This window comes from Agarivorans sp. TSD2052 (assembly GCF_023238625.1).
In the GTDB taxonomy this organism is placed as follows: domain Bacteria; phylum Pseudomonadota; class Gammaproteobacteria; order Enterobacterales; family Celerinatantimonadaceae; genus Agarivorans.
Map to the genome: position 1 here is coordinate 1403353 of NZ_CP096670.1, position 15107 is coordinate 1418459.

16 protein-coding genes and 1 riboswitch are annotated in these 15107 nt (G+C 44.4%); all 16 genes read right to left on the reverse strand.

What is annotated here, in order from left to right; genetic code table 11:
* Nucleotides 1-43: 43 nt before the first annotated feature.
* A complete protein-coding gene (locus tag M0C34_RS06335) occupies nt 44-523 on the reverse strand; it encodes a BamJ family beta-barrel-assembly machinery protein (RefSeq protein WP_248714796.1) in 480 nt (159 codons plus the stop codon).
* Nucleotides 524-624: 101 nt separating this feature from the next.
* Complete coding sequence (locus tag M0C34_RS06340; RefSeq protein WP_248714797.1) at nt 625-1605, reverse strand: ion channel; 981 nt, start codon at nt 1603-1605, stop codon at nt 625-627.
* A 182-nt stretch (nt 1606-1787) separates the two neighbouring features.
* Entirely contained in the window at nt 1788-3443 is a 1656-nt protein-coding gene (locus M0C34_RS06345) for a response regulator (RefSeq protein WP_248714798.1), read from the reverse strand.
* Nucleotides 3444-3612: 169 nt separating this feature from the next.
* Nucleotides 3613-3699: riboswitch (cyclic di-GMP riboswitch) on the forward strand.
* Between the two features lie 319 nt (nt 3700-4018).
* On the reverse strand, nt 4019-4987 hold the full coding sequence (gene lipA / locus M0C34_RS06350) for a lipoyl synthase (protein ID WP_248714799.1): 969 nt from the start codon (nt 4985-4987) through the stop codon (nt 4019-4021).
* The gene (gene lipB, locus M0C34_RS06355; protein ID WP_248714800.1) at nt 4984-5640 is read right to left on the reverse strand and encodes a lipoyl(octanoyl) transferase LipB; all 657 of its coding nucleotides are present in this window, start codon (nt 5638-5640) and stop codon (nt 4984-4986) included. Before lipB ends, lipA begins: the two co-directional genes overlap by 4 nt.
* On the reverse strand, nt 5640-5903 hold the full coding sequence (gene ybeD / locus M0C34_RS06360; RefSeq protein WP_248714801.1) for a DUF493 family protein YbeD: 264 nt from the start codon (nt 5901-5903) through the stop codon (nt 5640-5642). Before ybeD ends, lipB begins: the two co-directional genes overlap by 1 nt.
* 140 nt (nt 5904-6043) lie before the next feature.
* On the reverse strand, nt 6044-7222 hold the full coding sequence (locus tag M0C34_RS06365; RefSeq protein WP_248714802.1) for a serine hydrolase: 1179 nt from the start codon (nt 7220-7222) through the stop codon (nt 6044-6046).
* Between the two features lie 93 nt (nt 7223-7315).
* Nucleotides 7316-8131, reverse strand: a complete 816-nt coding sequence (locus M0C34_RS06370) for a septal ring lytic transglycosylase RlpA family protein (RefSeq protein WP_248714803.1) — start codon at nt 8129-8131, stop codon at nt 7316-7318.
* Nucleotides 8121-9095: a lytic murein transglycosylase B gene (gene mltB / locus M0C34_RS06375; RefSeq protein WP_248714804.1), complete on the reverse strand. Its 975-nt coding sequence runs from the start codon at nt 9093-9095 to the stop codon at nt 8121-8123. Before mltB ends, M0C34_RS06370 begins: the two co-directional genes overlap by 11 nt.
* Nucleotides 9096-9103: 8 nt before the next feature.
* On the reverse strand, nt 9104-10216 hold the full coding sequence (gene rodA / locus M0C34_RS06380) for a rod shape-determining protein RodA (protein WP_248714805.1): 1113 nt from the start codon (nt 10214-10216) through the stop codon (nt 9104-9106).
* A 2-nt stretch (nt 10217-10218) separates the two neighbouring features.
* A complete protein-coding gene (gene mrdA / locus M0C34_RS06385; protein ID WP_248714806.1) occupies nt 10219-12081 on the reverse strand; it encodes a penicillin-binding protein 2 in 1863 nt (620 codons plus the stop codon).
* A 9-nt stretch (nt 12082-12090) separates the two neighbouring features.
* Entirely contained in the window at nt 12091-12561 is a 471-nt protein-coding gene (gene rlmH, locus M0C34_RS06390; protein WP_248714807.1) for a 23S rRNA (pseudouridine(1915)-N(3))-methyltransferase RlmH, read from the reverse strand.
* Nucleotides 12558-12902 carry a ribosome silencing factor gene (gene rsfS, locus M0C34_RS06395; protein ID WP_248714808.1) on the reverse strand — a complete coding sequence of 115 codons (345 nt, stop codon included), beginning with the start codon at nt 12900-12902 and terminating at the stop codon, nt 12558-12560. The genes rlmH and rsfS overlap by 4 nt, the downstream gene beginning before the upstream one ends.
* Nucleotides 12903-12961: 59 nt before the next feature.
* A complete protein-coding gene (gene nadD / locus M0C34_RS06400; protein ID WP_248714809.1) occupies nt 12962-13609 on the reverse strand; it encodes a nicotinate-nucleotide adenylyltransferase in 648 nt (215 codons plus the stop codon).
* A complete protein-coding gene (gene holA / locus M0C34_RS06405; protein WP_248714810.1) occupies nt 13596-14606 on the reverse strand; it encodes a DNA polymerase III subunit delta in 1011 nt (336 codons plus the stop codon). Before holA ends, nadD begins: the two co-directional genes overlap by 14 nt.
* Nucleotides 14607-15101: an LPS-assembly lipoprotein LptE gene (locus M0C34_RS06410; protein WP_248714811.1), complete on the reverse strand. Its 495-nt coding sequence runs from the start codon at nt 15099-15101 to the stop codon at nt 14607-14609. It abuts the gene before it with no gap.
* Nucleotides 15102-15107 lie beyond the last annotated feature (6 nt).

A 15107-nucleotide genomic window follows, 5' to 3' on the forward strand; every position in this document is an offset into this window, starting at 1 on the left:
ATAACAAAGCCTTGGCAGAGCCAACGCTTTGTTATGGTTAAGTCTATTTGGTGTCGATAGACAACAGTTCAACATCAAAAATGAGCGTTGAGCCTGATGGAATAGAAGCTACACTGCGGTCGCCATACGCCAATTGGCTAGGAATGAAAAAGCGAAATTTCTCACCAACATTCATATACTGTAACCCTTCTGTCCAACCGGCGATAACTTGGCCGAGTGGAAATTGAGCGGGGCGCCCTCGGTCTACTGAGCTATCGAAGACTAAACCACTGAGTAAGGTGCCATGGTAATGTACTGTTACAACACTGTGCGGTGTGGGTTTGTCGTTATCGCTTACTACATCCTCCAAGACTTTGTATTGAAGCCCTGACTCAGTAGTAATCACACCTTCTTGCTGTCCGTTACTGGTCAAGAAGTCCTGACCTAACTGGCGGTTTTGTTTGGTAACCTTAGCGCCATTGTTTGCTCGAAGAATAAATAAAATAACAAAAACTGCCAGCAGCGCTAGCACTACAAATTTCAATGTAGAACCTCCATAAGTATGTATTAATACAACTTTACGTAACTACTCTTAGAATTGCATTATATTTGTTTATCGAAGTCGTCAGCCGTTGCTGGTGTAAGCTAGCGCGTCATTTTTTTTACAAAAACTACCACAAACAAGGCGATAATGAAGCTCCCACTAAAAGCTTCGATAGCGGCGAAAGCCCGCGAGTAACCTACAGGGGTAAAATCACCGTAACCTAAAGTGGTAAATGTGACCACGCTATAATACAAGCATTCAAAAAAAGACACGAAGTTATGGCTAACACTTTGGTTGAGGTCTAAGGCTACAATGTTGCCGTTGAAATGAATACCAGTAAAAAAGTAAACAATGGCGCAGCTAAGTATGATGATTAAAGACGTCAGTACTACTCGTGTTGGCAACTCACCATAACCGCATACTAAATCGACCAATTTAGATATGCCTCGGCGATAAGATAATTTGGGCATTTGATAGCGACGCATGGTGAGCTCTTTTCTTAAAAAAGCACCTGCTGTGGTGAATAAGCCTTCGGATTCAGCGGTTTTACGTAAACAGCGATAAATTTCCTCAGCTTGTTGGTAATAATCATGCATTGCTTCTTTATCTTGCTGGCGTTCAGCAGCACTGCCGAGTTGTTCTTGCAGTATTTTGTCACCAACACATAAACTGTCGCATTTACAGAGATCCATTTTGGTGCCAAGTAGGTTGGTTTTGCTTAAATTCGCGTGGTTTAGGTTAGCGCCTCTTAGATCGGCTTTCATCAGACTGCCGTTTTGGAAGTCGATGTTGAATAGGTGGGCTCCTTTCAAGTTTGAACGATATAAATCAGCACCACTCATATCGTAGCCTTGCTTACTGTTATATTTAACCAAATCAATATCGACTAGCTGGGCTTTTTTTAAACTGATACCTCGCAGCACACCGCCACCTTTAGCGTAGTTCTCCAATTTTACTTTTATTTCGGGCCCAGTTTTATCTTCATCAGGATCATGCCAAAAACATAAACCACTCTTCAAAGCCGGTTCTTGGCAACTGGCTCCAGAGGCATCTTGATATAAACATTTTGCGCATCTCACCATTCAAATACCCCGCTGGCCGTTACAAAACATAAGCCTTAATCAGTCTTGCTTCGCTGCAATCTTTATAAGTGTATGCCAAATAAATGAAACTGCGAGAGGTGTAAATAGCTTTTAATGCCTGCTTGGGATAACAAATAAATCAGTGTGGTAAATCGTTAACGTTATAGATTTCGATTGGCGGGTTACTTGCCGCGGTTACTCCCAAGTTGTTGAAATTCACTTTTTAAGGTGGAGTAACGTTCAGCATGATTTTCATTGAGTTTAAGCCCATCCAGAAGTTTGATAGTGATTTTACATTCACCTAGCAACTGACCGCTAACGCCCTTTGGTGAGGCGTTTATTTGTTTTAAAATAGCTTGAATTTTGTTCAAAATCGCCCCTGTATTACCGGGCGCTACTTGCAGAGCCTTATCAAAAAAGTTGGTCGCTTCATAAAAACGCTGCTCTTCGTAAGCTTCAATGCCCATTTTGTTAAATTCGCGAAATTGGCCTAATTTTAGCTCAAAGTCTTCGGCTTTTAGCACCTTATGGGCCGAAGATAGTGATACAGGATCGATGTTATCGCGTTTTTCTAACTCTTCTGCAAATGGCATTGCGTATTCAAATTCGCCGACAGAATTTAGGGTTAAGAAGGTATCCGGTAATAACTCGCCGCTTACCTTGCTGGGGGAATCTAATAAACCATCATGGCTATCAAAGAGTAAACGCTTGGCTTTATTTAGTTCTCCCTTAGTGGCATGCACTCTGGCTTGGCTAATCCCCTCAAAGGCTTCAAAATTGAAATCGTCGTCTTTACCTTCTTCACGTCTAGCGTGAAACAACACCGAATTCACTTCTTGTAATAAACGATTCTTACGGTATAAATCGTCCTCGCTTTGCGCTTCGTCGATCAGGCTGCGCACGTAGTTACAAAGGTGGTGTGGGCCACGATGTATCGAGCGGCGGGCCAGTTGTAAAATGGTAGAAAAGGTTTCTTTAGCTAAACTGAGATCTCCCGCGTCCATGGCTAATTCAGCTAACAGTTGCTGACGTTCAATACTATTTACTGCCAGTTTAGCGGCTTTAAGTACTGTTTCTAACGCTTTGTCTAAGTCTCCCTCGGCGCGGTAAGCGCGCGCCAACCAATCATAAGCGGTAAGCAATAAAGGGCTTTCGCTAATTGAGCGGTTAAGCGTTGCTATGGCACTTTGGTTGTCATTTAACAAGAGATGAACGCGGCCTAGGGTTGCCTTTGCCCATGTTTGTTTACGTTCTTTTAAGATGGCTTCTAATGCAGCTTTGGCAGCTGTATATTCACCTAATGCAATTTGGGCTTCTACGCGAAGATTTCGACAATAATTACTGTATTTATTGTCAGCTTCAATTTGTTGGTCACACAAGGTGATAACTTGTTGGTACTCTTTGTCGGCTAGCGCTTGATATATTTTGCGTAAAGATTGCCTTTTTAAGTGCGACCTCGCTAAGCGATTGTGTAACTGGAATTGCGAAAAGGGTTTAGTAATAAATTCATCGGGTTCCATTTCTAGTGCACTGAGAACCATGCTTTTATTATTGTCACCACTAATGATGAAGAATAAGGCATCTACATTGAGTAGTTTACTGACCCGCAACTCTTCCAGAAGTTGACCCCCGTTCTTACCCGTTCCTAGGTTGTAATCAACAAGTAGAATATCAAATTTACGCTTTTTGCAGGCTTTAACCGCGGCTTCGCCAGTGTTTGCAAAATAGACTTCGGTAGCACCAAAGTTTTGCAGCATAGCTTTCAGCATGACTTGAAAGGCGCGTTGGTCGTCAACGATGAGGATCTGTTTGCCGCTATAATCGTATTGCGTAGCCATTACTGAGTTTTCTAGTCCTTTTGCGGTATCGTAGCATAACTTTAAGGCTATGAAAGTATGGTAAGTATAGACATTTTACTAACTACTAGTATCGATGATTAAATCTTGCCAAAGCAACCTAATTTGATTTAATATTAATTTGTTGGTGAGTATTTTGGTCTCGCCAGCGCTGAGTCAAAGCCAAACTTGGAGTGATCCAAGGTCGGAAAGTTACAGATCTTAAGGAGCTTATCCTTAAGATGGCTGGACCGCCTTAGTTGAGTGGTGTGATTTGTAGTTTTGTGAGTCCCACTGCTTAGTAAGTTAGTCTATTTACCGTTTATTACTTTCCGTATTTGGTTGGAACGCCAAGCTAATTTAGCTTGGCGTATTTGTTTCTGCGTATTTATTCTCTTCTATTACTGGCATTAATGAACCGTGTCGGACTTTTCGGGTTTTTTATTATAGCTTTCTGCTGCTGGGTAGCTCAGCTTATTGCTTTGCCTGCTTATTATGGTTCTGGTGAATGGGGATAAACGCCCATAAAAAAGGAGAGCTGCTGCTCTCCAGTTTGTTCCGAAATAAAAACAGCGACGCTATTTTACTTCTTCACCTTTAGCCTGCAGGTCTGCATGGTAACTAGAGCGAACTAGCGGCCCACAAGCGGCGTGAGTGAAGCCCATCGCTTCTGCCTTGGCTTTTAGTTCATCAAACTCAGCTGGGGGGACATACCGTGTCACCGGTAAGTGGTGCTTACTGGGTTGCAGGTATTGGCCGAGTGTCAGCATGGTTACGCCATGGTCACGTAGATCTTGCATCACTTGCAATATTTCTTCGTTAGTCTCGCCTAGGCCCATCATTAAGCCCGATTTTGTTGGGACATTAGGGTGTAACTCTTTAAAGCGTTTAAGCAAGGTTAATGACCATTGATAGTCTGAACCTGGGCGCACCTGCTTGTATAAACCTGGTGCAGTTTCCAAATTGTGGTTGAATACATCGGGTGGATTTTTATCTAAGATTTCTAGGGCTTTATCCATTCTGCCTTTAAAATCAGGGACCAAGGTTTCAATTTGAATATTTGGACTATGTTTGCGTATTTCGCTTACACATTCAGCAAAGTGGCTCGCACCACCATCACGCAAGTCATCGCGATCAACCGAGGTGATCACCACATAGCGTAGCTTCATGTCGGCAATGGTTGCTGCCAATTTTGTCGGTTCTTCTTTGTCTAGCGCTAAGGGTTTACCGTGGCCAACATCGCAGAATGGACAACGACGGGTACAAATGTCACCCATAATCATGAAGGTAGCGGTACCGTGATTAAAGCATTCGGCTAAATTTGGGCAAGAGGCTTCTTCACACACCGAGTGCAGATCGTGCTTGCGCATTGCACTTTTGATTTCATTAATGCGGGTGGTGTCAGAAGGCAGTTTGATACGCATCCATTCTGGTTTGCGTAGCATTGTTTCTTTTTCTGAGGGTATTACCTTCACAGGAATAAACGCCATCTTGTCGGCATCGCGAAGTTTTACTCCGGGCTCCATACGCACTTTCTTTGCACTCATAGTGTGGGCAGTCCTTGTTGATGTTCGGTATTGCTGTAAGCCAGTTGCTGAACCATAACTTGGGTAAGTTGTTCGGCCACTTGCTCAACAGTGAGGGTATCTACAAAATCGCTTATTTGGGCCATTTCTAGGCCGGCATAACCGCAAGGGTTTATCAGCAAAAATGGACTAAGGTCCATGTTTACGTTTAATGCTAATCCATGAAAAGAGCAGCCTTTGCGAATGCGTAAACCTAAAGAGGCAATTTTCTTGTGGTCTACATAAACGCCGGGCGCATCCTTTTTTGCGTAGGCGTCTATTTGATAAGCGCTTAAGGTTTGAATAATGCTCTGTTCAATAATGGTGACTAAGTCTCGCACACCAAGTTTTCGGCGGCGAATGTTCAATAGAGGGTACGCCACCAATTGGCCTGGGCCATGATAAGTGACTTGTCCACCGCGGTCAGCTTGAACAATTGGAATGTCACTGCTCGCCAGCAAGTGTTCTGGTTTACCGGCTTGGCCTTGGGTAAACACTGGTTTATGCTCTACCAGCCACAATTCGTCGGTCTGTTCAGCACCACGTTGATCGGTGAAATCACGCATTGCTTGGAAGACTTGATTGTATTCTTGCAGGCCTAAGTGGCGAACGAGCAGTGTGTTTTGTTCAGGCATTACAATACGTGGCGGACATCTTCAATAGCGCCAATCTCAGTGTATAAGCTTTCTATATGCTGTTTACTGGTAACCTTTACAACGAGGCTAATCGCTTTGTAGTTGCCTTTACTGCTGGGTCTTGTTTTAGGGCTATAGTCACCCGGCGCGAGGCGTTGAATTACACTCAGTACTTGGTCGTCTAAGGTGTCATTGTTAACGCCCATGATTTTGAAAGTAAAATCACATGGGAACTCTAAGTACTCATCAAATTTAGTTTGCATAACTGACCTAAAAATACAGATCTAGCTACTCGATAAAGCAGCAGATGGAAATAAAAAACGCGTTATTCTAACGCGTTTTTGTGATGTTTACCTAGGATTTATGTGAAGCCGCTTAGCCAATAAGCTAGCCCCTTGAATTGTTAGCTAAACAAAGAAGCAAAAAATAGCTTTATGTAATCCAGTAAGCGTTTGAAAATACTGCCTTGCTCTACGTCTTCTAGCACCACTAGTGGGTATTCCGCGACATCCGTTTCATCTACCTGGAAATACACAGAGCCGACAACTTGGCCTTTAGTTAATGGGGCTTTTAGCTCGTCTTTTAACTCAAAGCTGGCTTTTAATTTACTGGCTTGACCGCGAGGCAGGGTAAGCGCAATGTTTTGGTCAACACCTAGTGCTACTGAGTCTTGGTCTGCCATCCATACGGCTTGCTCGACAAAGCTATCACCTGCTTGATAGGGCTTGACCGTTTCAAAAAACCTAAAGCCCCAGTTGAGCAGCTTTTTACTTTCCGCGGCGCGAGCTTTCGAAGAATTGGTACCCATGACAACGGCGACTAGACGCATATCATTGTTGGTAGCAGAAGACACTAGACTGTAACCGGCTTTACTCGTATGGCCTGTTTTCATGCCATCAACATTTAGACTCTTGTCCCACAATAGGGTATTGCGGTTATGTTGAGTAATGCCGTTAAAGGTAAAAGACTTCTCTTTGTAAATAGCATACTCATCAGGCACGTCGCGTATCATCGCTGTGGCCAAAATAGCCATATCTTTAGCGGTAGTGTACTGCTCTGTGCTATCTAAACCGTGGCTGTTGGCGAAGTGAGTATTCACCATGCCTAAGTGATCAGCCCAAGAGTTCATCAAACTTGCAAAAGAATCTTCACTACCAGCGATGTGCTCGGCCATTGCAACACAAGCATCGTTGCCTGATTGAATGATAATACCGCGGTTGAGGTCGGCGACTTGCACTTGCTTACCGACTTCGATAAACATTTTTGACGAGTCAGGGAAGTTTTTAGACCAAGCTTTCTCGCTAATCGTCACCATATCATTTGGGTTTAGTTTACCCGATTTGATTTCCTTACCAATGATATAGCTGGTCATTATCTTGGTTAAACTGGCTGGTGCCAGGCTTGCTTCTTCATTTTCGGCTGCGAGCACTCGCCCTGAATCAAAATCTACTAAGTAATAGCCTTTGGCTGAAATAATAGGGGCGTTGGGGATGACTTGAGGAGCAGCGTTAGCGACACTCACGCTACTTGCAATCAGAAGCACAGAGGCGTAGCTAACACGCTGGAATACATTTTTAATCATTGTTGGCTCTTTGGCTTGTTAGTCAATAAAACTCGGACGGCACTCACTATAACAAAACTTAAGCGGTGTTGGTAAGTTCCTAGGCTAAATCGACTATTTAGCTTTTCGGTTAATTATATAAGCATCTTTATATTGGCTTTGCTGCATTTTCAATAAGGTGTTCTCGGCACTTAATACATCGTAGTAGGGGCCCACCCGAAGCTTTTGCCAACCATTTTCTGTAATCAATACGGTGCTTAGGCCGGCGGCATCAAGTTGGCTTCTATGCTGGCTGATGACTTCGGTATTTTTGCTCGCTACGAGTTGCACATAATACTGTTTGCCATCGATAAACGCGCGCTCAGCATTCGAGTCTGTGTTGTCAAATTTAAGCAGTTTTATTTTGACTTTTGCTGTGCCTGACTTGAGCATGTCTAGTTTATAGGCCGCCGCAAAAGAGAGGTCTATGATGCGCTCTTGATGAAACGGGCCGCGATCATTGACACGAACAATTACTGATTTATCGTTGCTAAGGTTAGTGACTTCCACATAGCTGGGTAAAGGCAGGTTTTTATGGGCGGCAGATAAGCTGTACATATCGTAGATCTCACCATTTGAGGTGAGGTGTCCATGGAACTTTTTACCGTACCATGATGCATTGCCCGTGGTCTCATGCTCTTTTATATCGCGCCATACTTGATAGTTTTTCCCTCGTACTGTGTAATCTCTATTGCCTTGGCGGCTGTATGCCTCATAACGAGGAACCGGGTTTTCTAGGTGCGCTAGAGTTGGCGCCGAGTCCGGCGCCGTATCATTACTCATGCCATAACGCTGCTCACTGGGAGGTGAACTACACGCGCCAACAATTAGCGTGAGGGCTAGGCTAAATAAGCGACGTAAAGGCTGAGAGTTATGCGGGCTAGTTAGCATCGAGTTGGGCCTTGGTTTGCTTGAGCTGCTCGCTAAACTGGTGTACCGCCATGGCGTAAAGTGGGCTGCGATTATAACGAGTAATAACGTAGAAGTTATGCTCTGCAAGCCAGTAACTATGCCCTTCTACTTCCTCTAACTCGAGTAACTTTAGTGGCGTATTATCGGCTAACTGCACCTTAGTAGTGATGCCTGCTTGATGCAATTGTTGCCAGGTATCTTTCAATTTCAATTCACTCGTTAACCACGGTTTTGCTTGTATTTGACTCGCAGTAGCAGGGTGAACCACCGGCTCACCTAATTGCCAGCGATGTTTGCTGAAGTAGTTGGCCACGCTACCAATCGCATCTACCGGATTGTTTAACATATCTATCTCACCATCTCGGTCAAAATCGACACCATAATGAATGTAACTAGATGGGATGAACTGGCCGTAACCCATTGCTCCAGCATAAGAGCCTTTAACTTCGTCTAATTGCCAACCTTGTTGCTCGGCTAAACGGATGAAGTAGGCGAATTCTTTACTGAAGAACTGAGCCCGCTTCGGATAATGAAAACCTAGGGTATATAAGGCATCGATAACTGGATAGGTGCCTTTATGTCGCCCGTAATAGGTTTCAACGCCAATGATGGCTACGATCATTTGAGCAGGAACGTTAAATTCTTTTTCGGCTCGCTCCAGTGTCTGCTGATGCTCTTGCCAAAAAGCTATACCCGCATTTAGACGTTCTTCTGTAAGAAAAAGCGCGCGATATAAATGCCATGGTTTGGCTTCCCAAGGGCGAGTAATGGCATCAATGACCGCTTGTTGGTATTGGGCTTGTCCTGCGGCCTGTTGCAATTGAGTTAAAGGAATATTTAACTCATTACTTAACGCTTCCATGCGTTGTTGTTCGGTATTGGCAAACGCAGAGCTAAACCATAATTGAGTAACAGCAAAAACCAAGCAACAGCACAAGCGCATAGCTATCCTTATTGGGCATAAAGCCTTTTATGAGTATGAACAGACATCAGAATGCCAAAACCAGCCATCAGTGTCACTATCGAAGTACCACCATAACTCACTAAAGGTAATGGAACACCTACCACCGGCAGCAAGCCACTTACCATACCAATGTTTACAAAGACATAAACAAAGAATGTGAGGATAATGCACCCTGCCAGTAAGCGGCCAAAAGCGGTTTGTGCTTGGGTGGCAATGAATAGGCCTCGCCCTACGATGTAAAAATATAAACACAGCAACAATACTACGCCGATAAAGCCAAATTCTTCAGCAAATACCGCGAATATGAAATCAGTATGACGCTCCGGCAAAAAGTCTAGTTGAGATTGGGTGCCTTGTAGCCAACCTTTGCCTGAAAATCCCCCAGAACCAATGGCGATCTTTGATTGAATAATATGATAACCCGCTCCTAAAGGATCGCTTTCAGGATTGAGTAATGTGAGAACCCGCTGTCGCTGGTAATCACGCATTAAAAAGAACCACAGTAGCGGAATGAATGCCGCGATCATTCCTCCTGCAGCCATGACTAAGCGCCAGCTCATACCTGCGAGGAACAGGGCAAATATCCCTGAGGCGGCTACCAGTAATGAAGTCCCTAAATCGGGCTGTTTTGCAATCAGTAATGTAGGTGCAATAGCGATAGTTGCGCCAATCAATAAATGTTTGAAGCTCGGGGGAAGTGGGTGCTGGCTAATATAACGCGCAACCATAAGTGGAACGGCAAGCTTCATTATTTCTGAGGGCTGAAAACGGATAAAACCAAGATCAAGCCAACGCTGAGCGCCTTTACCAACGTCACCCACAATCAATACCGCAAGCAGCATCACCAAACCAGTAAAAAAGAAAAATGGGGCCCAGCGAAGATATACATCAGGAGGAACCTGAGCGAGAACAAACATCACTACAGCCGCCAGCCCAATACGGATAAATTGGCGGTTTAGCATGTCCATACTCTCACCACTGGCACTATATAAAACAAATAGCCCCAGGCTCATTAGTGCCACTAAACCCAGTAACAGTGGCCAGTCTAAGTGGAGTCGCCACCACAGTGAGTTTTTTTGTTCTTGGCTATAGTTCCCCATAACTAATAACTGCCTTTAGTTTCAAAATAACGATCAAATAACTGGCGAATTAGCGGGGCAGCCATTGAGCTACCGCCACCGGCATTTTCTACCACTACAGACGCGACAACTTCAGGTTTCTCAAAGGGCGCAAAGGCGACAAACATGGCATTATCACGATGCTGTTCTTTAAGTTTATCTGCATCGTATTCTTCATCTTCTGCGATATTCACCACTTGTGCTGTTCCTGATTTCCCTGCGGCAACATAGCGAGTATCTTTAAAGGCTTTACGCGCGGTACCGTTACTCTTGTTGATTACCCCATACATACCGTCTAATGCCACTTGCCAGTTGTTGCTATCGTTTAACTTAATGGGCTCTTTGACTTGAGGGGGAAGCCCTATGTGAGAATTGGAATTACCGACACTTTTTAAAATTCGCGGAGTAATGACATTACCTCGATTGGCCAAGATATTGGTTGCTTGAGCTAACTGAATAGGGGTTGTCGTCCAGTAGCCTTGGCCAATACCCACTGAAATAGTATCTCCTTGCCACCATGGCTGACGATACCTTGCCCGTTTCCACTCGCGGCTGGGCATGTTGGCTTTACTTTCTTCATGAATATCAATGCCGGTGTATTCACCAAAGCCAAATTTATTCATATAGGCGTGCATGTCATTGATGCCCGTTTCATAGGCTAATTTGTAAAAATAGGTGTCGACACTTTGTTCAATCGCTTTATAAACGTCAACCCAACCATGGCCCCAGCGTTTCCAGTCTCGAAAGCGGCGTTTAGTATTAGGAATTTGAAACCAACCAGGATCCCAAATACGCTGCTCTACGGTTATTTTTCCTAGCTCTAAGCCCATCACCGCAAGTTGTGGTTTTACGGTAGAAGCAGGAGGGTAGACCCCTTTAGTGGCTCGGTTAATTAAAGGTCGGTCGGTAGAGTTAAGTAGTTTGTTGTAGTTTTTGCTACTGATTCCATTTACAAATAAGTTGGGATCGTAGCTGGGACTAGACACCATTGCCAACACCCCGCTGGTTTTAGCGTCTAATAATACTGCCGAGCCTCTACGTCCAGCCAGCAGTCTTTGGGCTTCTAATTGTAATCGAATGTCTACATTCAGATATAAGTCTTTGCCGGGAATAGGCGGAACAATCTTCATGGTGCGAATAATTCGCCCGCGATTATTGACTTCTACTTCTTGATAGCCGACGTTGCCGTGCAGAATTTCTTCATAGTATCGCTCTATACCTTGTTTGCCGATGGTTCTCGTCGCATCGTATTCTGCCAGCTTGTTTTCTTTTTCTAAGCGCTCTAAATCTCTCGCGTTGATTCTGGCAACATAACCAAGTAGATGGGTAAGGCTATCGCCATAGGGATAGTAACGAATCAGGCTAGCCTCAATACTTGCCCCAGGATATTTGTGTTGCTGAACCGCAAACACGGCAACTTGTTGTTCACTTAATTGTGATTTTAGGGCTACAGGCTTAAAGCGACGGGTGTGCTTTTTAAGCTGGTAGAATCGCTCTATGTCGGTTTCACTTAAGCCGAGTAAGGTGCTGAGCTCAGACAGCAATAAATCGAGGTCATCGACATTTTCAGGCACAATTTCTAAGCTAAAGTTAGGGCGGTTTTCTGCCAGTAAAACGCCATTTCTGTCGTAAACTAAACCGCGAGGTGGTGCCAGAGGCAATACTTTTATACGGTTGTCGTTAGAGCGAGTGGTATAGGTTTCATGCTGTTCAAATTGAATGTAATAAAGATTTCCTAACAGCACGCAAATCAATACAAAAGTGCCAATAATTGAGACCAAAGAACGACGATTAAATAATCGTGATTCAGCAGAGTGGTCTCGCATAGCGACGCGTTTTCTTACCATAATCAGTCGCTACTCTCTATGGTAGGGGTGGTTGGCAGTGACGCTCCAAGCACGGTATAGCGTTTCTGCGACTATCACTCTAACCATTGGGTGAGGAAGGGTTAGTGCCGACAGCGACCAGCGTTGTTCTGCTATTTTAATACAGCTGGGTGCTAAGCCTTCAGGGCCACCAATTAATAGGCTAACGTCTCGGCCATCCATCTTCCAGGCATCTAATTGCTGAGCTAATTGTGGAGTCGTCCATGGTTTGCCGGTGACCTCTAAAGTGACCACTCGGTTTCCTTTAGGTATTACCGCCAGTGTCGCTTCGCCTTCTTTATCAAGAATTCGCTTAATATCGGCATTTTTCCCACGTTTGCCTGCGTTAACCTCGATTAACTCTAGGGGCATATCTTTGGGAAAGCGGCGGGAGTATTCTTGGTAGGCAGTTTCGACCCAGGCAGGCATTTTTGTGCCTACCGCTACTAACTGTATTTTCATCCGGCCTTAGACTCGGAGTGGCTTGGTGCCCACAACTTTTCTAATTGGTAAAAATCACGAGCGCTGTCTTGCATAACGTGTAAGACCACATCACCTAAATCAAGCAATACCCATTCTGACTCATCAATGCCTTCCATACCAATGACTTCAAGTTCAGCTAAACGCGCTTCCCTAAAAACATTATCAGCAATAGACTTAACGTGGCGTTTGGAGTTGCCACTACAGATAATCATAGTATCGGTAATGGTTGATTGTTCGCTAACGTTTAGGCTTTGAATATCACGGCCTTTCATATCTTCGATCTTATCGATAACAAAATCGACGAGTTGTTGGTTTTGCAACTATTGCACCCCAAAAATTGGATTTAAAGGCTAAGTATATCATGCTCAGTCTAGCTAGGTTAAGCGCCGTAGAGTTTATGTTGAACAATATAACTGATTAGATCTGCGGGAAGCATATCTTCTAGGGTATGCAGGTTGACCTGACTGGCAATGTTTTCACGAATCTTCGAGGATGAAATATCCATTGGCTGCAATTCACAGAAGTAGACCTTACCGGCTTTTGATTGGTCTAACTCTGCAACATTGTGGCAAAGTCTAGCGTTTAACCACTGTTTTAGAGGCTTAGACATGTGTAACTGATAGCCCGGTCGAGCAATCACGATCAGGTGGGCGTAGTCACTGAGTTGCTGCCAATTATGCCAACGGTCTAAGTAATTAAACGAATCTAAGCCCATGACAAAGCCAATGGGATTATTGGGATATTGCAGTGACAGTTCTTGAAGGGTATCACTGGTAAAGGAGTGACCACCTCGTTCTACTTCTCGCCAATCTAATTTCAAATTGGGATACTGCTGCAGTGCCAGTTCTAGCAGTTGTTTACGCTGATGAGGGGGAATGTGCTGCCGAGATTTTAGTGGCGATAGTGCATTAGGCAGTAAAGTAATGTCTTGCGCTTGAGTTATCTCGAGCAAGCGTTCAGCACTCGTTAAATGTCCTAGATGGATTGGGTCAAAAGACCCTCCGAAAAATAGTTTAAGCGTGCTCATGATGTGGAGAAGCCAGTTGGAAAACTAAACGTTCTAGGTGATGCCAAGCTTGATCGCCAGTAAAGCCTTTAATGGCTTGGTCAATCACAGCTATTTGCAAGCGCACTTGCTCTATTTGCTGTGGTTTGAAGCGCTTGGCCGCCTGAGAAATTAAGCCTTGGCGCTTATTCCAAACTCCATGTTGCTTATAGATGCTGGGGTGATGGCTGGTAGGTTGAGCCTGCAGAATTTGTAGTAACTTAAATTCTTTGTCTAGCCCCCAGTTTATTAAGGTTGGCTCTTCACCTTCTAGTCGTAGCTGCTTGATGATCAGTAAGCTACGCTGGAAGTCAGCAGCTAATAGGGCATCGACTAATTGAAAGCTAGAAAAATGGTTGGCATGAGATAAACCCGCTTCGATCTCTTTCAGCGAGGGAAGCTTTTCTCCCCAGCGTAACGCAATATTGGCAACCGCTTGGTTCAACGCGAGTAAATTACCCTCGTAGTAATGTAACAATAGCGCTATAAGGTCATTGCTGGCGGGTAATTTGTGCTGCTGAAGACGCTGGCGTACCCACGCTTGAAGCTGATTACCCTCTGGTGGATAAACCATTACTACTAAGCCATGTTGCTCGAAGTGCTTGTACCACTGTTGTTTTTCGTTCGCCTTGGTGACCTTAGGCAAACTGAGCAAAAAGCGGGTTTCTGAGTTAATCAGCGGCAACAATTCAGTCAGCTGATTTTGAATCGCTTTGTCCGGGGCTCGGTCTATTTGTAACTCTATCAGTTTGTACTGACTGAATAAGGACAATTCAGACATCGCATCAAAGATGTCACCCCACTGAAAATCAGTATCAAAGGTAAACTTTAAGCGCTCTTCGGCTAAACCTTGTTGTTGCAGCTGTTGGCGAATGCTGTCGATACTCTCAATCTTAATTAGCGGTTCTTCACCGGCGATGATGAAGCAATTAAAATTGGCGCAGTTTTGCTGCGCAAGACGGTCAGCAAAAATTCGCATCTACCAGCTTACCGTGGCCAATTGGCGCATGATTTGGTCTGAAGCCATGACGCGCAACTCTGAATAAAGCAGTTCACGCTCTCGTTGTTTGGCCAACGCCGCTAGGGGGTTATCTTGGAAGTCCCGGTGTAACTGTACGTTAATCGGAAAGTTACCTTGTTCAGCAATTTGTAAGTAGCCAGCAACTTGATAACTCAGTTCATACTCGGCTACTTGACCATTATCAAACAAAGATAGGGTGCGCTTGCTGATATTTTCGCCGCCGATGTGCAAGGTGGGGATATCGTCTTGAGGAAACTCAAATACAGCTACGTTGTTTTGAGAAAGCTGGCGCTTTAACTCGCGAACGAGCGGGCTAAATTCATCACTAGACGAGACGTAAATTTGGGTGAGTTTTTCATCTAATAAGTAACTGCCTCGTGGCGCAAACCCACAAGCGGTTAATAGACTTAAACACAGAGCAATAAATCCAACGCTGGCAATTTTATAGTTCATGCTATC